This is a genomic window from Paenibacillus oralis (assembly GCF_003863965.1).
Taxonomy (GTDB): Bacteria; Bacillota; Bacilli; order Paenibacillales; family Paenibacillaceae; genus Fontibacillus; species Fontibacillus oralis.
The window spans coordinates 3,583,300-3,602,958 of sequence record NZ_RRCN01000001.1 but is presented as its reverse complement, the minus strand read 5'-3'; the positions used below and the strand labels follow the sequence as shown (position 1 = coordinate 3,602,958).

The 19,659-nt window shown below is 52.9% G+C and carries 20 protein-coding genes; 14 read left to right on the top strand and 6 right to left on the bottom strand.

What is annotated here, in order from left to right:
• Positions 1–168: 168 nt before the first annotated feature.
• From EHV15_RS16120 to EHV15_RS16105, 4 genes are read left to right on the top strand one after another with little or no spacing between them, the layout of a single operon-like run.
• The gene (locus tag EHV15_RS16120; RefSeq protein WP_128632099.1) at positions 169–606 is read left to right on the top strand and encodes a LytTR family DNA-binding domain-containing protein; all 438 of its coding nucleotides are present in this window, start codon (positions 169–171) and stop codon (positions 604–606) included.
• 12 nt (positions 607–618) lie between these two features.
• Positions 619–1,071: a DUF3021 family protein gene (locus EHV15_RS16115; RefSeq protein ID WP_128632098.1), complete on the top strand. Its 453-nt coding sequence runs from the start codon at positions 619–621 to the stop codon at positions 1,069–1,071.
• Positions 1,055–1,972: an ATP-binding cassette domain-containing protein gene (locus EHV15_RS16110; protein ID WP_128632097.1), complete on the top strand. Its 918-nt coding sequence runs from the start codon at positions 1,055–1,057 to the stop codon at positions 1,970–1,972. Before EHV15_RS16115 ends, EHV15_RS16110 begins: the two co-directional genes overlap by 17 nt.
• The gene (locus EHV15_RS16105) at positions 1,972–2,826 is read left to right on the top strand and encodes an ABC transporter permease (RefSeq protein WP_128632096.1); all 855 of its coding nucleotides are present in this window, start codon (positions 1,972–1,974) and stop codon (positions 2,824–2,826) included. Before EHV15_RS16110 ends, EHV15_RS16105 begins: the two co-directional genes overlap by 1 nt.
• Positions 2,827–2,867: 41 nt before the next feature.
• Here the strand turns inward: EHV15_RS16105 and EHV15_RS16100 are convergent, their stop codons facing one another.
• Positions 2,868–3,464 (bottom strand): TetR/AcrR family transcriptional regulator, encoded by a 597-nt coding sequence (locus tag EHV15_RS16100; RefSeq protein WP_128632095.1) that lies wholly within the window; start codon positions 3,462–3,464, stop codon positions 2,868–2,870.
• 118 nt (positions 3,465–3,582) lie between these two features.
• On the opposite strand from EHV15_RS16100, the gene EHV15_RS16095 reads away from it, so the two are divergent.
• The gene (locus EHV15_RS16095) at positions 3,583–4,125 is read left to right on the top strand and encodes a hypothetical protein (RefSeq protein ID WP_128632094.1); all 543 of its coding nucleotides are present in this window, start codon (positions 3,583–3,585) and stop codon (positions 4,123–4,125) included.
• A gap of 72 nt (positions 4,126–4,197) precedes the next feature.
• The gene (locus EHV15_RS36545) at positions 4,198–4,350 is read left to right on the top strand and encodes a hypothetical protein (RefSeq protein ID WP_178075872.1); all 153 of its coding nucleotides are present in this window, start codon (positions 4,198–4,200) and stop codon (positions 4,348–4,350) included.
• Positions 4,351–4,364: 14 nt separating this feature from the next.
• On the opposite strand, the gene EHV15_RS16090 is transcribed toward EHV15_RS36545, so the two are convergent.
• Together EHV15_RS16090 and EHV15_RS16085 are read right to left on the bottom strand one after the other, a co-directional pair.
• Entirely contained in the window at positions 4,365–4,580 is a 216-nt protein-coding gene (locus EHV15_RS16090; RefSeq protein WP_128632093.1) for a hypothetical protein, read from the bottom strand.
• A 268-nt stretch (positions 4,581–4,848) separates the two neighbouring features.
• On the bottom strand, positions 4,849–6,099 hold the full coding sequence (locus EHV15_RS16085) for an MDR family MFS transporter (RefSeq protein ID WP_128632092.1): 1,251 nt from the start codon (positions 6,097–6,099) through the stop codon (positions 4,849–4,851).
• A gap of 177 nt (positions 6,100–6,276) precedes the next feature.
• Between EHV15_RS16085 and EHV15_RS16080 the strand changes: the two genes are divergently transcribed.
• Together EHV15_RS16080 and EHV15_RS16075 are read left to right on the top strand one after the other, a co-directional pair.
• Positions 6,277–7,632, top strand: coding sequence for an amino acid permease (locus tag EHV15_RS16080; protein WP_128632091.1), 1,356 nt, complete (start codon positions 6,277–6,279; stop codon positions 7,630–7,632).
• A gap of 96 nt (positions 7,633–7,728) precedes the next feature.
• Positions 7,729–10,020: an alpha/beta hydrolase family protein gene (locus tag EHV15_RS16075; protein WP_128632090.1), complete on the top strand. Its 2,292-nt coding sequence runs from the start codon at positions 7,729–7,731 to the stop codon at positions 10,018–10,020.
• Positions 10,021–10,094: 74 nt separating this feature from the next.
• Here EHV15_RS16075 and EHV15_RS16070 read toward each other — a convergent pair whose 3' ends face one another.
• Positions 10,095–10,646, bottom strand: coding sequence for a GbsR/MarR family transcriptional regulator (locus EHV15_RS16070; RefSeq protein ID WP_128632089.1), 552 nt, complete (start codon positions 10,644–10,646; stop codon positions 10,095–10,097).
• A gap of 338 nt (positions 10,647–10,984) precedes the next feature.
• On the opposite strand from EHV15_RS16070, the gene EHV15_RS16065 reads away from it, so the two are divergent.
• From EHV15_RS16065 to EHV15_RS16050, 4 genes are all read left to right on the top strand, one after another.
• Positions 10,985–12,232, top strand: coding sequence for a quaternary amine ABC transporter ATP-binding protein (locus EHV15_RS16065; RefSeq protein ID WP_128632088.1), 1,248 nt, complete (start codon positions 10,985–10,987; stop codon positions 12,230–12,232).
• Complete coding sequence (locus tag EHV15_RS16060) at positions 12,192–13,034, top strand: ABC transporter permease (protein WP_178075871.1); 843 nt, start codon at positions 12,192–12,194, stop codon at positions 13,032–13,034. The genes EHV15_RS16065 and EHV15_RS16060 overlap by 41 nt, the downstream gene beginning before the upstream one ends.
• A 1-nt stretch (position 13,035) precedes the next feature.
• The gene (locus EHV15_RS16055) at positions 13,036–13,950 is read left to right on the top strand and encodes a glycine betaine ABC transporter substrate-binding protein (RefSeq protein WP_128632087.1); all 915 of its coding nucleotides are present in this window, start codon (positions 13,036–13,038) and stop codon (positions 13,948–13,950) included.
• A 194-nt stretch (positions 13,951–14,144) separates the two neighbouring features.
• Positions 14,145–14,324: a YjfB family protein gene (locus EHV15_RS16050; protein ID WP_128632086.1), complete on the top strand. Its 180-nt coding sequence runs from the start codon at positions 14,145–14,147 to the stop codon at positions 14,322–14,324.
• A gap of 61 nt (positions 14,325–14,385) precedes the next feature.
• Here EHV15_RS16050 and EHV15_RS16045 read toward each other — a convergent pair whose 3' ends face one another.
• A complete protein-coding gene (locus EHV15_RS16045; RefSeq protein ID WP_128632085.1) occupies positions 14,386–15,402 on the bottom strand; it encodes a hypothetical protein in 1,017 nt (338 codons plus the stop codon).
• Positions 15,403–15,631: 229 nt separating this feature from the next.
• Between EHV15_RS16045 and EHV15_RS16040 the strand changes: the two genes are divergently transcribed.
• Positions 15,632–16,738 (top strand): DegT/DnrJ/EryC1/StrS family aminotransferase, encoded by a 1,107-nt coding sequence (locus EHV15_RS16040; protein ID WP_128632084.1) that lies wholly within the window; start codon positions 15,632–15,634, stop codon positions 16,736–16,738.
• Positions 16,739–17,815, top strand: a complete 1,077-nt coding sequence (locus EHV15_RS16035) for a Gfo/Idh/MocA family protein (protein WP_128632083.1) — start codon at positions 16,739–16,741, stop codon at positions 17,813–17,815.
• Positions 17,816–17,880: 65 nt separating this feature from the next.
• Here the strand turns inward: EHV15_RS16035 and EHV15_RS16030 are convergent, their stop codons facing one another.
• Entirely contained in the window at positions 17,881–19,578 is a 1,698-nt protein-coding gene (locus tag EHV15_RS16030; protein ID WP_128632082.1) for a glycosyltransferase, read from the bottom strand.
• Positions 19,579–19,659 lie beyond the last annotated feature (81 nt).

The window sequence follows — 19,659 nt, the reverse complement described above, 5'->3', positions numbered from 1 at the left end:
TAAACTGATACATGTCTATGAGGGAACTTGGCCGATTATGCAGACTAGCTCCGGCCTATGCATCTTACCCCTTCGAACAGGCAGCTTGCCGGTTGCGGCATTGCGTCCGCAAAAATCGCCGTGATATGGTTAACTCACCTATATAGAGGATAACGGGGAGTGAATCCTTTGAAACTGATTATCGACCAATCGCTTGAGCATGAGGACGTGGAAATCACCATAAAATGCAGGCTGATCGACGCCGATTTGGAGAAGCTGATCGCGCAAATTCGTCTCTACGGCTTTTCCATCACGGGAAAAAAAGACGGCGCTAGCTATCCCCTGCGGCCCGAGGACATCTACTACTTCGAGTCCATCGACGATAAAACATTCGCTTATTGCGAAAAGGATGTTTATGAGTGCAGCCTGAGGCTTTACGAGCTGGAGCAGCAATTCGCCCAGGCCGATTTTGTGCGGATCAGCAAAAGCTGTATTTTGAACATCATGAAGCTGTCCAGCGTCCGGGCCCTGATCAACGGGAGGTTTGAGGCCAAGCTCGATAACGGGGAGAAGCTGATCATCAACCGCCACTATGTACAAGGCTTCAAGCAAAAATTCGATTTTTAGGAGGTGCCGATAATGACTAGATTAAAAGCCTATCTCACAAGAGACTGCATATCCTTTACGTTTGTCGTCCTGGCCTATTCGATCCTTTCTTTGCTGGAGGTGCTGCCGCCTTTTGAGACTGTGTTCATGTTTCAACTGTTTGCCATCACCTCCTGCTGCATCGTCATACTGATGCTTGTGACCGAGCGGATCGCCTGGAAGCGTCTCTGGACGTCGATAGCCGCCGATATCCTGGCCGTTTTGCTGTCCGTGTTTACAGTTGGCCCGTTGCTGGGCGTATTCTCTATTGACCTGAACAGTGCCACCGTCATCGGCGGGATGTCGATCCTGGCATATTTTGCGGTGTATGGCGTGATGATCATGAAAGACCGCGCCGACGCGAGCCGGATCAACCGGAAGCTGCGGATCATACGGAAGCGCGAATTGAACCAGTCGGGGGAAGATGCCCATGAACAAGATAATTGAAGTGCACGGCTTGAAAAAATCGTTCGGATCGCTTGAGGCCGTGAAGAACATCGGCTTTTACGTAGAGGAGGGCAGCTTGTTTGCCTTTCTGGGGCCCAACGGAGCGGGCAAATCAACGACGATCGATATGCTCACGACAAGGCTCAAGCCGGACGGCGGCGAAGTGATCCTCGGCGGATACCGTTTGGGCCGGGATGATGACCGGATTCGCGGTTCCATCGGCATTGTGTTTCAGGACAGCCTGCTTGATCCGCTGTTGACCGTTAAAGAAAATTTACAGGTGCGGGGCAGCTTTTACGGCTTGCCGCGCGCCGCGCTGGAGGCGGCGATCGCGGCAGCGGCGGAAGCGGCCTGCGTTGGTGAATTCCTAACGCGGCCTTACGGCAAGCTGTCCGGCGGCCAGCGCAGGCGGGCGGATATCGCCCGGGCCTTGATCCATACGCCGAGGGTGCTGTTCCTGGATGAACCGACGACCGGGTTGGATCCGCAAACGCGCAAAAACGTGTGGGAAATGATCCTGAAGCTGCAGCGGGAGCAGGGCATGACCGTGTTTCTCACCACGCATTATATGGAAGAAGCCGCGCAGGCCGACTACATCACCATCATCGACCATGGGGAGGTGCTGGCCCGGGGGACTCCGCTGGAGCTGAAAAACCGCTATGCCGCGGATATACTGAAAATCAAGCCGGTACTTGACGCTGAGTTGGCCGGCGTGCTGACGGACCTCGGCGCCGCCTTCGACCGGGACGCCGCCGGCGTATACCGGATCGCGCTGAGCCGCACCGTGGAAGCGCTCGGAATTATCGATCGCTGCCGGGATAATGTCGAGAACATCGAAATCATCAACGGAACGATGGACGACGTTTTTATCAACCTGACGGGAATGGAGGTAAGAAGCTGATGATCAGCATCGCGCAGCGAAATTTGAAGATCTTCTTCCGCGACCGGGCCGCCGTGATGTTTTCTTTGTTGGCGGTCTTTATCATACTGGGGTTATACGTCGTGTTCCTCGGCGATATGATCGCAAGCGGCCTGCCGGATATCGAAGGCGTGAGCTTCCTTATCGACAGCTGGGTGCTGGCCGGCATTCTCGCCGTCACCTCCGTCACTTCAACGATGGGCGCATTCGGCATTATGGTCGAAGACCGGTCGCGGAAAATTCTCAAGGACTTCACGGCCTCTCCAATCCGCAGAAGCCGGCTGACCGGCGGATACATCCTAAGCGCCTGTTCTATCGGCGTTATCATGAGCGCAGTCACTTTTATGCTAGGAGAGCTGTACATCCTGCTGGTTGGCGGCGAACTGCTGCCCGCCCTTGGCATGCTGGAAGTGCTTGGCCTAATCGTATTGTCCGTGCTGGCAAGCAGCTCAATCATATTCTTCATCACTACATTTGTGCGCAGCCAAAACGCCTTCTCGGCGGCCAGCACGGTGATCGGAACGCTGATCGGCTTCCTGACCGGCGTTTACGTGCCGGTGGGCAGCCTGCCGGAAGCGGTGCAGTGGGTCATCAAGCTGTTTCCCGTATCGCACGCCGGCGTACTGATCCGCAGCGTGATGCTGGAACGTCCGCTGGAAATATCCTTCGCCGGGACGCCGGGCACGATGGAGGCGGAGTTCATGCGAAGCATGGGCGTGGTGTGCCAATTCGGCAGCTACACGGTGGAGAACTGGCTAAGCATCGTCATTCTGCTGGGGACCACTGTGCTGTTTTACGGCTTGTCCCTGCTGAATCTGTCGCGCAAAAACAAATAAGCCGGCAGGGCTTTAGCCGCGCCGGCTCCCGCCCGGTCCGCCTAGTTCTCGGCCGCATCCATCATCGAATTCAGGTGATACTCCAGGATTCGGCTGATCTTGCCTGCACCAAGCCGCTGCGAATCGAGCAATGCATGGAGCGCGATGCCGTCGATCAAGGCATACAACCGCTCCGCCTCCAGCTCTTGATCCGCGCCCGTTTCCAGCAGCCCTTGCTGCTCCAAATAAGCGATAAGGTATTGCATCAATTGGTATATCCCGTCATGCTGGGCATCAAATCCCGTTTGCTTGTGCCGGAAATACGTCGTAAACGCCATCCAAACCTCCATTTCCGCCCTGGTTTCCTCGCGGGTCGGCACAATCTCCAGCAAGGTTCTTAATACTTTTTCCTTTGGCGGCAACTCTAGCGTCAGAATCGCTTTGATTCGGGCCGCCGCCTTCTCCTTCACCAGATTCATGGCGTAGCGAAGCAGTTCCTCCTGCGAGGAAAAATCATGGCGCAATGCGCCGGCCGACAACCCGGCCTCTTTGGCGATGTTGCGCACCGACGCTCCTTCCATCCCCTGCTGCAAAATGACCCGCCACGTCGCCTCGGCGATCGTTTGTTTTCTTTGATCATGGTCTACTTGTTTTGGCATATCTCCAGTTTATCAGCCATAGGCCAACAACACAATCTATATGATACAGTTGTATTAAATAAACAAGGATGTTACAATACTTCAAGACTTCAGAAATTACAGGAGGGGGAGAACACGCATGAATGCGGTGGCTTGGACAATTGTCGCCTGCGAAATCGCCTTTTGGGTGGTTATTGCCGCAGGATTAATCGTACGTTATTTATGGAAACGGCCTAAGCTGGGGCTGGCCTTGCTGGCCCTGACTCCGGTCATCGACCTGATCCTGTTCGTCATTACCGGCGTCGACCTGTACAATGGGGCAACAGCCACGACGGCCCATGCGCTTGCGGCCGTATATATCGGGGTATCGATCGCCTACGGAAAAAGCATGGTGGACTGGGCCGACGCAAGGTTCCGCTACTACGTGGCTAAAGAGGAGGCGGCCAAACCGGTAAAGCGTTACGGCACGGAACATGCCAAACACGAATTGAAGGGATTTATCCGCCATATTCTCGCGTTTTTGATCGGGGGGCTGCTGCTGGCCGGGATGATCTATTTCATCAACGATTCCGGCCGGACCGAAGCTTTGCTTGGAGTACTCCGAGTGTGGGGCATTGTGCTGTGTGTGGATTTGGTCATTACCGTCACGTATTTTATTTGGCCGAAGCAAGCAAAAAAATAATCAGGTGCATAAAATCCATCATGCCAACGCACCCTACTGTTGACTTATCGGGAGTTGAAGGAGGGTAGCAGTATGAAGAAAGAGTCTCAAGGTCCTAGCAAATATGAAGTGCAAAGAGACGAGTTCAACAAAATGCCGGTTCCGAGCAAGGAAAGGGAAGAGTTTGCCAAAGAAATGGCGGAGGATGCCAAAGCGGCATTCGGCCAGCAGCAATCGGGGCGTTAAAATATGCGTTTTACTTAAATCGCGTTATGAAAAGAAAAGCCAACCGCACCTGGTATGAAGGCGGTTGGCTTTTCTGCTTGCGCAAGTCTCGCCCAGATGTTCTCCAGCGGGGCGGTGCTGCCGTAAACCGGCGTGGGGCCTTGAACCGGAGCAACCCAATCCACCGCGTTAGAAATTATTTTAAACACTTCGGGATTGTGGTAAATCAGGAACGCGGCTCTAACGGACACCAGCGACCTTATCCGCCCATTTCCCGGGTATTTCCCAGCCTAACGGACACACATGACCCTATTTCGCTCTAAACGAGTTCATTCGGGCCGATTCAAGGTAAATAAGGTCTTCTGTGTCCGTTACATTTTGCAAATCTCCGTTTTTTCGCAAATAACGGCTCTGGTGTCCCTTAGCCCCCAGATTCCTTATCTCCTTCCCTCTCTTCCGGCGCATCGCCCTCATTGCAACTGTACAGACGCAAATACTTCAACCGGGGTTCGCGCCGGCTTAGCTTTGCGCCGCAGCCTCCGCAGCTTCGGCCGTTTTGGCCGGTTTGCCGTCCGCCAGATGGCGGTTGGCCAGCAGCAGAAACGGCACGCCGCAGGCCGTCGTCAGGGCAAGTATCGCGAAAATGGGCAGCGCCGCCCCGGCCCCCATAGAATCCAGCAAAAATCCGCCAAGCAGCGGGGCCAGCGTATTCCCCAGGTTGTTGAACCCGAAAACGCCGAAATAAGTGCCGCGCAGCTCCGGTTTCGCGATCCGGTCAACCAGCACATCAGTCATCGTAAACATCAGCACTTCCCCGATCGTAAAGATAACGACCCCGAGAATAAACGCCCAAATCGTATGGAACGATCCAAACAGAAGCAAACTGCAAGAAACGAACAAATTGCCGGTAATGAGCGGGACGATCGGCGAAAAACGGCTGGCCAACCGGACGAGCGGAAACTGTACGACCAACACGACGATCGCGTTCAGCGACAGCATGTAGCTGAACCACTTGGCGCCGTTTTCGATATCCGGGCTCATTTCCATATACTGCGCCAACGTGGAGTCGAAATGGCCGTAACCCAGCACGCAAAAGATCATGCCGATCAGCACGTACACGAAGGTGCGGTCCCGGCCGGTCACTTGCAGGGCTCCTTGCAAGGTCAGGCGCTCGCCGGCGCCCCGATCGGCGGTGCCGACATTTTTATGGGCCATGAACTGGATCAGGAGCACGATGCCGTACAGGAAATAAACGAGGCCGGCAAAATAAAAAGCTACCCCCGATTCCGAAGCGCCGAGCTGCATGCCGAGAATCGGCCCGATGACCACGCCCAGATTGATCGCCGCGTAACGAAGGTTAAATACGAGCATCTTGCTCTCCTGCGTCGTAATGTCGGCCAGCAGCGCCCGCGAGGTCGGCTCGAACATCGCCCGGCACAACCCGTTGAGCGCGTTCATGACGAAAAATATCCATACCTTGTCCGCCAAGGCAAAACCGACGAACACCAGCGTCCAGCCGAAAATAGATATATACAGCACTCTTTTTCGTCCGATGACGTCCGAGATGTATCCTCCGTAAAAGCTGGCGAATACGCCGATCAGCGAACTGACAGCAACGACAATCCCGGTTTCCGAGGCGGTCGCCCCCATCGATTTGATCAAATAAATGGATAAAAACGGAATGCTCATGGATGTGGCCATCCGGCCAAAAATCGTTCCTACAATTATAGTCCAGGATAAGGGATGAATGTTTTTGAGATGCGTATTCATGGAGTCCGCCTTCTTTGTTCACATTTTGTTAAAAAACTATTTTCCTATTAAACAAGGCTAAAAAATATTTGTCAAGGCAAAAAGAAGAGGTTTGTCATTTCCTATCTCTGCCGATTTGCAGTAAGATTAGTAAATATCCATTTATGACCAACATCGCGTTCAGGGGGCACTATCCATATGAAATCCAACAACCAAACCACTTTGCAAAAAAAATTGCTGCCGCGCCATATCAGTTTTATGGCGATGGGCGGCGTGATCGGCACCGGCATTTTCAAAGGCAGCGCGGAAACGGTAAGCCTGGCCGGTCCCGGCGTGATTTTTTCTTACGTTTTCGCCGGCTTGCTGCTGCTGGTCGTCATGGGAGCGATCGCCGAAATGGCCACCGTCTATCCGGGCAAAAATATGAAGGATTTTATCCGCCATGCGTTCGGGGAACGGGTCTCTTTTATCATCGGCTGGCTGTATTGCTTTATGTGGCTGGCCGTCTGCGTCATCGAGGTCATCGCCGCCGGCAGCTTCCTGCAGTTTTGGCTTCCGGACGTGCCGCTATGGGTGCTAAGCCTGGCCAGCGCGGCCTTCATCCTGGCCGTTAATACGATGAGCGTCGGAGGTTACGGCGAATTCGAATTTTGGCTCGCCGGCATCAAAATCGCCATGATCGTGGTGTTCATCGTGCTGGGCGCAGCCATCCTGTTCGGCTGGATTCCCGGGGCCGGGGCTCCGTTCCCGTACAATTACACCGCTTACGGCGGCTTCTTTCCCCATGGCTGGACCGCCATTTTCTCGGCCCTGCTGGTCGTCATGTTCTCTTACGGCGGCTCCGAGCTGATCGGGCTGACTTTATCGGAAGCGCAAGACGCCGAAAAGGTGCTGCCCCGGGTCGTCAAAAGCTTTATTTTGCGCGTCGTCTTGTTTTATACGCTGCCGATTCTCGTCATTTGCGGACTGATCCCGTGGAACAGCCTGAACGAACAGACCAGCCCGTTCGTCCAGGTACTGGCGTCCGCCGGCCTGCAGGGCTCGGCGCACCTGATGAACTTCATCCTGATTACGGCCGTTCTGTCGGCGGCCAATTCCGGCATCTACGGCGCCACCCGCATGCTCCACTCCATGGCGGCGGGCGGCGAAGCCCCGTCCTTGCTTGCCCATATTTCGGCCAAAGGGGTTCCGGTCAACAGCCTGAAGCTCTGCGGCAGCGTGCTGATCCTCGGTTCGTTGGTCGCCTATTTGAATCAGGCTGGTTTGTTTCGCTTGCTGATGGCGGTGCCGGGTTTCGTCGTGGTGCTCGTTTGGATTACGATCTGCCTGTCTCAGCTTAAGCTGCGCAAAACTTATCCGCTGGCGCCGGGCTTTAAAGTCTGGGGATATCCGTATATCACGAGCTTAACGGTCGTTTGCTTATCGGTCATCGCCCTGTTGTTTCTGTTTGACGCGCAAAACCGGATCAGCATCTCGGTTTGTCTCTTCGTACTGATCCTGCTGACCGTCTGGTCCTTCCTTCGTTTTCGATCCGGCGCCGGCGGCGGCCGCTAGAACGTTGTTAACCTTCGAACGCAAGCAAACTGTTTCTCCTCCCGTACCCGGCATGTTACAATAACGGCGGAAGTCTAAAGCGGGTTGGGGGGAATTATGGAACTTCAGATACTGACCGAACTTGTTCTGCAGAAACCGGCGCTGCGTTTCCGGCTGATTCGCCGGATTCAGGGCGCTTACCGATACGATACCGCCTATTGGCGTTTTGCGGCAGCCGGTCCTTGGGGGGCCGGCATGTTCGCTTTTATGTTGCTGGCTTTGGGCATGCCTACGGGCCTCGGAGCCGGCTTCGACATGCTGCTGTTTGTGCTGACGGGGACGATGGGGATGTTCGCCGCGGCTCACGCGGCCGCGGTCCTGCTGGCGCTGATCGGAGTGCCGGTCCCCCGCCTGTTTGCGGGAATTTTGTTGTATGATCTGATCGTCATTTTTTTCATCTTCTATTTTAATGAAGTGCCCTTCGCCGCTTCCGCGGTGATATCCGGCGTGGTGACGCTGGCTGGAACCATCGCCGGCATAATCGCCGCATGGGTTGCCCGCCTGCGCCTTCCCCTTCGCACCAAAGCCGGCCTGATTGCACTGCTTGCGTTGTTCGGGCTTACCGCCGCCGTCTGGCCGGATGTTTCGCAGCAAACCGGTTCGGTGCCGGCTTCTCTCTCTGATTCGGGTGTTTTCGAGCCGGCCGATAATCCGGGGAACCCGGGGACATATCAAATTTTTACATTATATTATGGGAGCGGTAAAGACCGCTGGCAGCCGGAATTCGGGAAAGAGACGGATTTGCGCTCCGAATCGGTGGACGCCTCCGCTTACATTAAAAGCTGGACGCGGCTCCGCACCTGGTTTTGGGGTTATGACCAGCACGCGCTACCCGTCAACGGCCGGGTATGGATGCCGGATGCGGGCGAAGGAAGTTCCGGGGACGCCGGGCCATATCCGCTTGTTCTGATCGTTCACGGCAATCATTTGATGGAGGACTTTTCCGAGGGGGGATACGCTTATTTGGGCGAGCTTTTGGCCAGCCGGGGATATGTGGCCGTTTCGGTGGACGAAAACTTTTTAAACTACTCGGCATGGTCGGGAATTCCCGACAACGACATGAAGGTGCGCGCTTGGATGCTGCTGAAGCATTTGCAGCAAATCGGGAAGTTTGCCGCCGAGCCGGGCAATCCGTTTTACGGGAAAATCGATTTCGGGCAAATCGCCCTGATCGGCCACTCGCGCGGAGGGCAAGCGGTGGCCATGGCCGCCGATTACCGGAATTGGTTCGGTTCCGACGCGTCGCTGCAAAACCTGGATTCGTTCCGGATTCAAGCCGCGGTAGCCATTGCCCCGACCGATAAAAAGGTGGACAACAAATACACCAGGCTGCGGGATGTCAGCTACTTAACGCTGCAGGGCGCCCGGGACGGCGATGTCAACGACTTCGACGGCGACCGCCAGTATTTAAGAACAACCTATTCCCGCAGTTCGGATAAATTCAAAGCTTCGATCTACATCGCCGATGCTAACCACAGCCAGTTTAACAGCAGTTGGGGCGCAAGCGACGTCAGTTACCCGAAAGGCATCCTGCTTAGCCGAAGCGGCATGATGGCTCCCGACGAACAGCGGGAAATCGCGAAAGTGTATATTTCCGCATTTTTGGAGGAAGCGCTGCAACGGCAGAAGCAAGATCAAGGGTCATATCTTGCCCTGTTCCAAGACTATCGCACCGGAATGTCCTGGCTGCCGGATACGGACTATTATAACCGGTTTGAGAGCGGATCATTTATCGCCTGGGCCCGGTATGACGAGGACACAAGCAAAACATCGATTCCCGGAGGCGGAAAAGCGGAGGCCAGCGGCCTCATCTGGTTGGAGCAAAACGCCAAAAACCGGCATAACGTTAGCAAGCCTACCCGCGGCATCGTGCTGGAGCGCAGCGAAAGCATGGTAAGCGGCGGGATCAGCTCGGTTTACACACTGCAATGGGAGCAAGGCGCCCCCCTTTCCGGATCGGGCGAGTCCGCTCCCGAATGGTTATCCTTCTCATTGGCGGACCTAAGCCATGAGCTTGAATTAAACGATTCGGCTGCGGCTGCTTCGGAAATCAGCGTGGAACTGACCGACGGCCATGGCATAGCCGCCCGCCTGCCTTTGTCTGCGTTTATGGACAGAGCGCCGCTTCCCGAGACCACTTTTACGATTCATCCGTGGCTGGAGCGGAACTTGTCGGAAGGCAAATACAAGCATCCTACCGAAGCGGTATTCCAAACTTACCGCCTGCCGTTATCGGCCTTCGCCGCGGCGAAGCCGGGCTTTGACCCGCCGGCCGGAATCACCCGCCTGGCCTTTCGTCTGGACGGCGGCCCGGCCAAAATTATGCTGGACAACATCGGGGTATATTAAAAAACGCTTATTCCCTTCAGCCAACCTTCAGGCCGGATTCGGGAATAAGCGTTTTTTTTACAATAAGGTGTGTATTATTCAGGTTTAGGTACGAGCTGGTAGATATCCCCGCTTTCCATCGTGTCGATCAAACGGTCCAGCCACTCGTAATATTTTACCGCTTCCCTCATTTTGCGAGCATCTTCCTCCAGCACTTTGCGGAGCGGTCCTTCCGGCTCACTCGCCAGGCAACGGTTCAATTCTTCCAGGGAACGGCGCAACACCAAAATGTTGCCTTCCACGGCTTTTCTCCATTTAATAGCGAAAAAGTCGGTAAACGTCTGATACCAGTCGTATTCGACTTCATATAAGTCTTTGCGCGAGCCTTTCTCCCATACTTTATTCACCATTTTGAGATCAAGCAGCGTTCGCACGCCTGTGCTCATACTGGTCTTGCTCATACTCATTTCGACGCCCATCTCATCCAGGGTCATCGGCTTATCCGCAAAAAAAAGCAGCCCGTACAAATGGCCCGTTGATAGAGAAATGCCATATAAGTCCATATTTCTGCCAATCGCTTCTATAACACGCTTGCGTACCTTCATTAATGACGCATGCTGTTCTTCCGTGAGCTGGTCCAAGCTCATGCTTGCAACCTCCTATTCATTGCGAACCATGATTCTATGGTGTTGGCGCCATCTAACACTGCGTAGTCTAACGCTTATTCTATCTTAAGGAAAGCCTGCCTAAATGTAAAGAAGCGACTTCGGTAGGATATGGGAGCATACGGGAGTTATCTGTAGATTCGTTACGTTCAGTTTTTTCTGTACGTTCCTTACGTACGGATTTGAGCTTTGATATATGTTCCTTTTACCTGTTAGACTGTTATACATAGGTTGATGCGATGCTGCCCGCTTCGCCTTGCTTTTTGTTGCAGCGAAGTCAGGCATCGGAGGGCAAAGTTGTTAAGAAGAGGAGTGAATACATGAGTAAGGAAATATTGCGTGTCCATGAAGTAAGCAAATTGTTTGGTCCTCACGCGGAGCAGGGCATACCTTTGCTGAAGCAAGGTTATACGAAAGAACGCCTGCTCAAGGAGAAAGGCATTACAATTGGCGTCGGCCAGGTGAGCCTGGATATCCGCGAAGGGGAAATTTTCGTCATCATGGGCCTGTCCGGCAGCGGCAAATCGACGCTTGTGCGGATGCTGAACCGGCTCATCGAACCTACGGCAGGTGAAATTCTGCTGCACGGACAGGACTTGCTGAAAATGAATAAATCGCAGCTTCGCGAAGTGCGGAGAAAATCGATCGGCATGGTGTTCCAGAAATTCGCCTTGTTCCCGCACCGCACGGTGCTGCAAAACGTGGAATACGGGCTTGAAGTCCAAAAAGTAAACAAAAGCGATCGGAAGGAAAAAGCAATGCAGGCGCTGGAACTCGTCGGACTGAAGGGCTGGGAAAATCAATATCCCGAGCAGCTTAGCGGCGGCATGCAGCAGCGGGTCGGTCTGGCCCGGGCGCTGGCCAACGATCCGGAGATTTTGCTGATGGACGAAGCGTTCAGCGCGCTGGATCCGCTGATTCGCCGCGACATGCAGGACGAACTGCTCGAGCTGCAGGAAAGAATGAAAAAAACGATCGTCTTCATTACGCATGATTTGGACGAAGCGCTGCGGATCGGCGACCGGATCGCGCTGATGAAAGATGGCGCGCTAGTGCAAATCGGAACGCCGGAGGAAATGCTGACGAACCCGGCCAACCGCTATGTCGAGCGGTTCATCGAGGACGTCGATCTGTCCAAAGTACTGACCGCCGCACGCGTGATGCGGCGTCCGGAGACGATCTACCCGGACCGCGGACCGCGGGTTGCCCTGGAACTGATGCGCGAACGGGGAATCTCCAACTTGTTTGTGATCGACCGCAGCAAGCGCCTGCTCGGCGTCATTACCGCCGAAGACGCCGCGGCCGCGGCGAAAACCGGAGCATCGCTCAGCGACATTCTGATCACGGACGGTCCGCGGGTTATGCCCGATACCGTGCTGAGCGATCTGTTTGAGGTCACAAGCTCGTCGAAAGTGCCGCTGGCGGTTGTCGACGAACAGGAACGCCTGCTGGGCGTCATCGTCCGCGGCGCCGTGCTCGGCGCGCTTGCCGGTGAAACTCATCATGAGACGAAGGAGGTGACCGCTCATGAACTCGATTCCGAAATTGCCGCTAGCCGACTGGATTGAGTCGATCGTTGATTGGATGAGCACGTATTTGGGAGGATTTTTCGACGGCTTGTCCGTGGTCATCGAATCGATCGTGCATTTTTTTGCCGGATTGTTTTTGCTGCCTCACCCGCTTCTGTTTATCGCGATCATCGGAGTTCTCGCTTATCTGATCGGCAAATGGCAGCTTACGTTGTTTACGGTGATCGGTTTTCTGCTGATCGATAACCTGGGTTATTGGCAGGAAACGATGAATACGCTCGGTCTTGTCATTACGTCGGGGCTGATTTCGATCCTGCTGGGGATTCCGATCGGGATCTGGAGCGCCTACAGCAAAATTACCCACCGGATCGTCGCTCCGCTGCTTGATTTCATGCAGACGATGCCGGCGTTCGTTTATTTGCTGCCGGCCGTTACCTTTTTCAGTCTGGGCGTAGTTCCGGGCGTCATCGCTTCGGTCATTTTCGCGATCCCGCCGACGATTCGGCTCACTTATCTGGGTATCAAACAGGTGTCCGGCGAATTAACCGAAGCGGCCAACGCTTTCGGCTCCACGTCCTGGCAGAAGCTGTTTAAAGTCGAGCTGCCTTTGGCGATGCCGACGCTGATGGCCGGGGTGAACCAAACGATCATGCTGTCGCTGTCCATGGTCGTCATCGCGTCCATGATCGGCGCGCAAGGGATCGGGGCCACCGTATACCGGGCTGTGACCCAGCTTAAAATCGGTCAAGGCTTCGAGGCCGGTCTGGCCGTCGTCGTACTCGCGATCGTGCTGGACCGCTTTACGCAAAATTTGTTGAAATCCAAAAAAAGGGGAGACTAAGATGAAAAAAACGAGGAACCTGATGATGCTGGTAGGATTGGCCGGAGCGCTGCTGCTCTCCGCCTGCGGTCAAACGGGCGGTACCGGCGCCGGAAGCAATGCCGGCGGAAACGCGGGGGCCGACTCCATCGGCAAACAAGTGAACTACGAAATCATCGGCATCGATCCCGGCGCGGGCATCATGAAAGCGACGGCCAGCGCAATCGAACAATACGGCCTTAGCGACTGGAAGCTGATCGAAGGCTCCGGCGCGGCGATGACCGCGATGCTGGATAAAGCGGTCAAAGCGCAAAAACCGATTATCATTACGGGCTGGACGCCCCACTGGATGTTTGCCAAATACGATCTGAAATATTTGGATGATCCGAAAAAAGTGTACGGGGAAGCCGAGGAAATTCACACCCTGGCGCGCAAAGGCTTGAAAGAAGATCAGCCGACAGCCTATGAGTTCCTGGACCGCTTCGAATGGACTTCGGACGAAATGGGCGAAATGATGACCGCCATCCAGGATGGGCAGGACCCGGCCGAAGCGGCTAAAGCTTGGGCGGACAGCCACGAGGACCGCGTGAACAGCTGGACCAACGGCTTGACGCCGGTGAACGGCGACAAGCTCAAACTGAGTTATGTCGCTTGGGACTCGGAAATCGCCAGCACGAATTTGCTGCAGTACATTCTCGAGAACAAGCTCGGCTATAAGGTAGAAGCGTTGCAGGTGGAAGCCGGCCCGATGTGGACCGGGGTTGCCGAAGGCGACGCGGATGCGACCGCGGCCGCTTGGCTGCCGCTGACCCATGCGGACTACTGGGATAAGTACGGTGATAAATTGGAGGACCTTGGTCCGAACATGACCGGCGTAAAAACAGGGCTTGTCGTTCCAAACTACGTCGATATCAATTCGATTGAAGATTTGAAATAAACATTAAGAGAACAGAAGAAGCCGCCCCTATTCGGGACGGCTTCTTCATATATATCAATTAAGAAGAGGGAGTATTTAAAATATAGCAGCCCTTGCTTAAAGGAACCTTACAGAAAGCTGAAAATTACCTTAATTTCTAACAAAACTAATCGATTTGCTTGCGGATGCCGATACAACCGGTAGGAGGTGAGAAAATGGATATCGCAGCAGCATCAAGCGCTATGAGCCAAGCCAAACTTTCCCAAGCCGTCGGCATCCAAGTACTGAGCATGGCCAAAAACCAGGCTGAAGTCCAAGGTCAAAACCTGGTGAAAATGTTGGAACAAAGTCAGTTGGATCCCAACCGGGGCAAACATTTGGATATTAGAGTATAGGCGAAAAAACCGTCCGACTTCATCATCGGACGGTTTTTTGTTTTTGCTGCGGTTATTCCGCTTAGGAAATAACGCCGTTCGCGGGGATTTGTTGCCACGAATAAAATTTGCCTTTTTTGTTGATTTTGCCGACCAGCGTGGCAGCTCCTTTTTTGGTGAACGTATATTCATTAGCTTTGATCGATACCGAGTAGCCTTTCAGATTGATCGAAAAGATCGATTGAACCGCCGGCTTGGCCACGGACAAGGCTTTGCTCTTGCTCAGCTTCGGTTTGGCAAACGATTTGGCAAAATCCTTCTCATCGGTCCAATCCTCCCCCATCATATTATAAACTTCCCAGACTTTACCGGTCTTCGCCCCGATCAGCACATGGTTAAAATCGTTTTCGTCCTGATAATTCCATACGAAATTTTTATCCCCTTCCTTCTCGCGAGTGACGAAGTCGAAAGGTTTGGTGGAGCTGATCCCCAGCGCTTTCAGGGCGCGGGAAGCTTTGTTGTTCAACTGCGGTTTGGCGCTGTTTAAAGAATAGGAGATGCTTGCTGTAATACTGTTGTTATTGTTCAAGTCGATGTACAGGTTTTGGGCATTGCCGAAAAATACCCAGTAATTGCGCAGCTGTTTATCCTCCTGGTACGGGGAATAGACTCTCCAGAGCGCTTCCGGTTTGAATTTTTGGTCGGTATCAAAAGTTTTCAGGAAGGACGCTACACGGGAACGCAAAGTACTGTCCATCACCTTATCCATATCAGCGGCCTCATAAATGACCGAGGTAGATTCTACCCGGTTTTTCTCCGGGTTGTAGAGTTGGTTGAAGCTCGCCTCGGCTTTCCCGCTCAGCGTCCCCTCAAAGATCCAAAGATTCTCGTCTACGCTGGTAAACGTAATTTTCGAATTCGGAGCCAGCTTGTTTAGTGCATCCGTAAGTTTATCCGAGACGGCCTGATCGATGTTCGGCGCGGTTTGCCCATTTTGCTCCACCGATTGGGACAATTGCTCCTCGGCGTGAATCGGGACTGCTGTAAACATAAGCGAAAGTGCTGCAACGGTTGCTGCGATGGATCTCCATTTTTTCATATCTCTTAAATTCCCTCCTGTGTTAAATGTGAGTCATCATTTTATATAACGAACAAAGTGAGGGAAATGTTGCCAATATGCTAAAAAAGCCTTTTGTTAATTCGTTATTGGTAATGACCAGGGCAGCGTTTTCCGGCTGTACGTATACTATCTACATATTAAAACGATCGGAGGTTAGCTAGATTTATATAACTAAAAATCTAATTTCTAAGTTGAGGAGGGAATCAAGATGATATTGCTTTCCGATCCGTCACGTCAATTTGAATTCATCAAGGATAAGTTGTTGGGGCAATTCGAAGCTTTTATCAGCAGCGGAAATTACATTATGGGCGAGAAATTAAAATTGCTGGAACAAACATTCGCCGAAAAGTTGGGAGTATCCCATGCGATCGGAGTTGGAAACGGCACGGACGCTTTAACCCTGGCACTCGACGCATTCGGAATTGGCGAAGGGGATGAAGTGATTACAACCCCCTTTACTTTCTTTGCCACGGCCGAAGCCATATCGCGCAAAGGAGCCAAGCCGGTATTTGCGGATGTCGATCCCCTCACTTTCAATCTCGATCCCGCGAAGATCGAAGCAGCCATCACCCCGCGAACGAAAGCGATGATCCCCGTTCATCTGTTCGGTCATCCGGCAGATATGGAAAGCATCGGCATGCTGGCCCAAAAGTACGGACTCATCGTCATTGAAGATGCTTGCCAGGCATTCGGCGCCCGATTTAAAGGCAAATACGCCGGCAGTTTTGGTCATGCGGCATGTTTTTCCTTCTTCCCCACCAAAAATTTGAGCACGATGGGGGACGGGGGAATGGTCGTCACCTCCGATCCGGATGCGGCGGCCCAAATTGCCCGGCTCCGGCATCATGGGAGCCCGAGGAAATATTATCACGATACGATCGGCTATAATTCCAGGCTCGATGAACTGCACGCCCTGATTCTCCTGGAGGCCATAAATTATGCCGAGCAATGGAACAATCAACGAAGACTCAAAGCGGACCGGTATCGCCAATCCCTTGAACCCCTTCCTTATCTTCAGCTCCCTTATGAGGCGGACGGCGCCCACAGCGTATATCATCTGTATTGCATCAGTTCGAAGGCAAGGGAACCGCTTCTCACGGCGCTGCGGCAAGCCGGTGTGCAAGCGGGAGTGTATTACCCTTGTCCGCTCCATTTGCAAAAAGCTTATGCAGGGCTAGGGTATCGGCCCGGAGATTTGCCTGTATCCGAACAGCTTTCCAGACAATTGTTTGCGATTCCGCTGCATCCGTTTTTGTTGGAATCCGAGCAGGATTACATTGTATCGATACTGCGAAACTACAGAGGAGCGGACTAAATGAACGACTTAGCGATCGGGTTGATTGGATGCGGTTCGATTGCCGCCAAGCATGTTTCATCCATAGCGAAATGCAACAACGCAAAATTGGCCGCATTATGCGATGTAAATATCGAACGAATGAAAGGAATGTCGGCCTTATGGCGTTCGGTAAGCGGAGATAAACAGCAAAACGAGCCGGTGCTTTTCACTGATTATCGCCAGTTGCTTGCCGAACCTTCGATTGCGGTGGTGGTCATTGCGGCGATCTCGGGGCTGCACGCGCAAATCGCTATCGAAGCTCTAACGGCGAACAAGCATGTTATCCTTGAAAAGCCCATCGCCCTATCCTTGCGGGATGCGGACGAAATCATCCGCCTCGCCAACGAGCGGAAATTAATAGTCCAAGTGTGCCACCAGCTTCGCTATCGTCCGTTGATGCGGAAAATTCACGAGCTTGTTAAGGAAGGAGCGTTGGGCAAGATTTTGGCCGCCTCCGTAAAGCTGCGAATCTACCGGCCTTTAAGCTACTATCAAACCTCCGCTTGGAGAGGAACGTGGGAGCATGACGGGGGGATGCTTCTCAATCAAGGAATTCATGCCATCGATTTGCTGCAATGGTACCTAGGCATGCCGACTCAAGTTTACGGTGAATTAGGCTACCGTTTTTCCTCCAAAGAAACCGAAGATGTTGCGTTCGGAATTTTATCGTTCCCCGGCGGAGCCAAGGCGATGATCGAGGCTAATTCGGTCACAATGCCGGAAAATCTGGAACAATCCCTGTTTGTCCTTGGGGAAAAAGGAGTGATTAGTATCGGCGGTCCAAAGATGGATCAAATACACCGCTGGTATATGGAAGATCAGCCTTTTTCCATAGAGGAAGCTATGCGCCTGCTGCCCGATCAAAATGAACATGTTGAAATGTACCGCACCCTTATCCAAGCTTGTCTGGAGAAAAAAGAAGCAGGACTGGTTGATTTGATGGAAGGAAGGCGCTCTCTTGAGCTTATTTTTGCCATATACCTGTCGGCCCAAATTGCACAAGTTGCACATCTCCCTATCCCCGAGTTTACGACGCTCCAAATGAAACCGGAATGAACAAGAAAAAGGCGCACCCTCGGGCAGCCTTAGGCACGCCAACCTCAGCATCCGGATGAATGCCGCTACTTGCTTTTATATTTAATGAGAAGTTTCGGAGTTCTGGTTAATTTTTTACTCGTATAGATCCCGAAATTTTTATCCGGTCTGCGATGCCATCTTCTAACCCATTTTGTACATTTCCAATGGGATTTTGGGCCTGACAGAAGGAAAAGACGTTTGGAATAAACGGACGGAATTGCTAAATTAGCGTTCCAATTTCCTATGATTCGCTGGATGGATACTCGCTCTTTCCTTTGCAGGCGAACGGGCAGCTTCATGATTGCTTTTTTAATCATCGCGGATTTCGGAAGTCCGGAAAGATCAAAATAAACATAAGAAGCCGATTTCGTGCCGGTTCTGTTCACCGACTTAAATTGTTTCGGATAGATGGTGCGTGTTTTCATTGTCCCGGACAACCGTTTAACTTTGCGAGCGGATTTCGGCAAACCTCGAGCCGAATCCTGGGACGTTCCGGGGTTTTTATTGCTGTTCATGTTCCCCTGATTCACAGCGGTCTCTTGTTGTTGCTGTTTCCCGCTAGGGTCATTCGAAATTGGCGGCTCGGGTACGTGAATCAAAGGGGCGGGATTCGAAGGGGGTATTGCCTCAGCAGCTTGCCTCAGCGGAATGGCATGTACTGGAGCAGCGTTCACTGGAGCGGCGATTCTCGGGACACTGGTTGGTCGTACATTGATAGGCGAAGGAGCCTTCTGTCTCCCGCCGGGATCAGCTGCTGCAGGAATCGGATCAGCCGCGATGGGCCGGACTTGCCTTTGTCCCAATTGCAGCTCCTGGCGATACACATCCAATATTTTCGGGATGACAGCATCTAAGTAATGATTTTTTGCGGCATAATCTTTCCCTGCTTGACCCAGTTTATTTCTTAGCTCCTGGCTTTCGATCAACGGAATTAATTTGCGGTATAGGGTGGCGGGGTTGGCCGAAACAACGGGAAGCTCCGGATCCATCGCCGGAATGAGATCTTCTCTAAGATGGGATAAAACCGGCTTTCGCAAAGCCATTGCCTCAACGGACGCCATGCCATACGAGCCGTGCAGCAGCTGGTCGATCACAATATCCGCCTCGCTCATGAGCCGGGCGGCATCGGAGCGGCTAAGATTTTGCGCATTTTCATAACGAATGCTGTAGCCTTGTTGATGCAAAAGCGACACTGCCTTCTCGACAAATTCGCCCCCCGAAGAAACATCCGCTCCAAGATGAACAATCAGCACGGGATCACTTGAAGATTCCTTGGAGGTGCCCGGCGCTCCGCTGAATTCCTCCGGATCTATGGCATAGGGGACAATATATACTCTTTCATGATATTTAGAGGCGTATTGGAATGCTTCTTCGTTTTCTACAATGCAGGCCGGAAAAAGTACGGACCATTGTTCGAGACGGTCTACAGCACCTTCGTCATAGGACTCATCCAAATGAGCGTAAAAGTTGGTGCGAACGGCTTCGTCCCGGGTACGAATCTCCTTGGTTTCATAGTGAATAAGGGGGACCACCTGGCTATTTTCCAGATACGTTGATAATTCCGGCAACGCGGCATATGCAGCTAAAGAACCATGAATATGAAGAATATCACTAGGGTTAAATTGTTGAAGAGATTGTTGGCCCCAATTATAGACATCCACCTGCAGCTCCCTGTCCCGAAGCCCGTTCGTTATCCATTCAGCTTGTCCCTGGCCCGTCTCATAGGCTCTTAAGACCTTCATTGCTTCATCTCCCCAAAGTCGATTATTTCCTTTCGTACACCAATATATGTGGGAGTTTCCCCATTGTAATTCAGCTATTAC

Coding starts and splice junctions, on each gene's coding strand:
- EHV15_RS16115 (WP_128632098.1), top strand. CDS start 619: ATGACTAGATTAAAAGCCTATCTCACAAGAGACTGCATATCCTTTACG.
- EHV15_RS16110 (WP_128632097.1), top strand. CDS start 1,055: ATGAACAAGATAATTGAAGTGCACGGCTTGAAAAAATCGTTCGGATCG.
- EHV15_RS16105 (WP_128632096.1), top strand. CDS start 1,972: ATGATCAGCATCGCGCAGCGAAATTTGAAGATCTTCTTCCGCGACCGG.
- EHV15_RS16100 (WP_128632095.1), bottom strand. CDS start 3,464: ATGCCAAAACAAGTAGACCATGATCAAAGAAAACAAACGATCGCCGAG.
- EHV15_RS16095 (WP_128632094.1), top strand. CDS start 3,583: ATGAATGCGGTGGCTTGGACAATTGTCGCCTGCGAAATCGCCTTTTGG.
- EHV15_RS36545 (WP_178075872.1), top strand. CDS start 4,198: ATGAAGAAAGAGTCTCAAGGTCCTAGCAAATATGAAGTGCAAAGAGAC.
- EHV15_RS16085 (WP_128632092.1), bottom strand. CDS start 6,099: ATGAATACGCATCTCAAAAACATTCATCCCTTATCCTGGACTATAATT.
- EHV15_RS16080 (WP_128632091.1), top strand. CDS start 6,277: ATGAAATCCAACAACCAAACCACTTTGCAAAAAAAATTGCTGCCGCGC.
- EHV15_RS16075 (WP_128632090.1), top strand. CDS start 7,729: ATGGAACTTCAGATACTGACCGAACTTGTTCTGCAGAAACCGGCGCTG.
- EHV15_RS16070 (WP_128632089.1), bottom strand. CDS start 10,646: ATGAGCTTGGACCAGCTCACGGAAGAACAGCATGCGTCATTAATGAAG.
- EHV15_RS16065 (WP_128632088.1), top strand. CDS start 10,985: ATGAGTAAGGAAATATTGCGTGTCCATGAAGTAAGCAAATTGTTTGGT.
- EHV15_RS16060 (WP_178075871.1), top strand. CDS start 12,192: ATGAACTCGATTCCGAAATTGCCGCTAGCCGACTGGATTGAGTCGATC.
- EHV15_RS16055 (WP_128632087.1), top strand. CDS start 13,036: ATGAAAAAAACGAGGAACCTGATGATGCTGGTAGGATTGGCCGGAGCG.
- EHV15_RS16050 (WP_128632086.1), top strand. CDS start 14,145: ATGGATATCGCAGCAGCATCAAGCGCTATGAGCCAAGCCAAACTTTCC.
- EHV15_RS16045 (WP_128632085.1), bottom strand. CDS start 15,402: ATGAAAAAATGGAGATCCATCGCAGCAACCGTTGCAGCACTTTCGCTT.
- EHV15_RS16040 (WP_128632084.1), top strand. CDS start 15,632: ATGATATTGCTTTCCGATCCGTCACGTCAATTTGAATTCATCAAGGAT.
- EHV15_RS16035 (WP_128632083.1), top strand. CDS start 16,739: ATGAACGACTTAGCGATCGGGTTGATTGGATGCGGTTCGATTGCCGCC.
- EHV15_RS16030 (WP_128632082.1), bottom strand. CDS start 19,578: ATGAAGGTCTTAAGAGCCTATGAGACGGGCCAGGGACAAGCTGAATGG.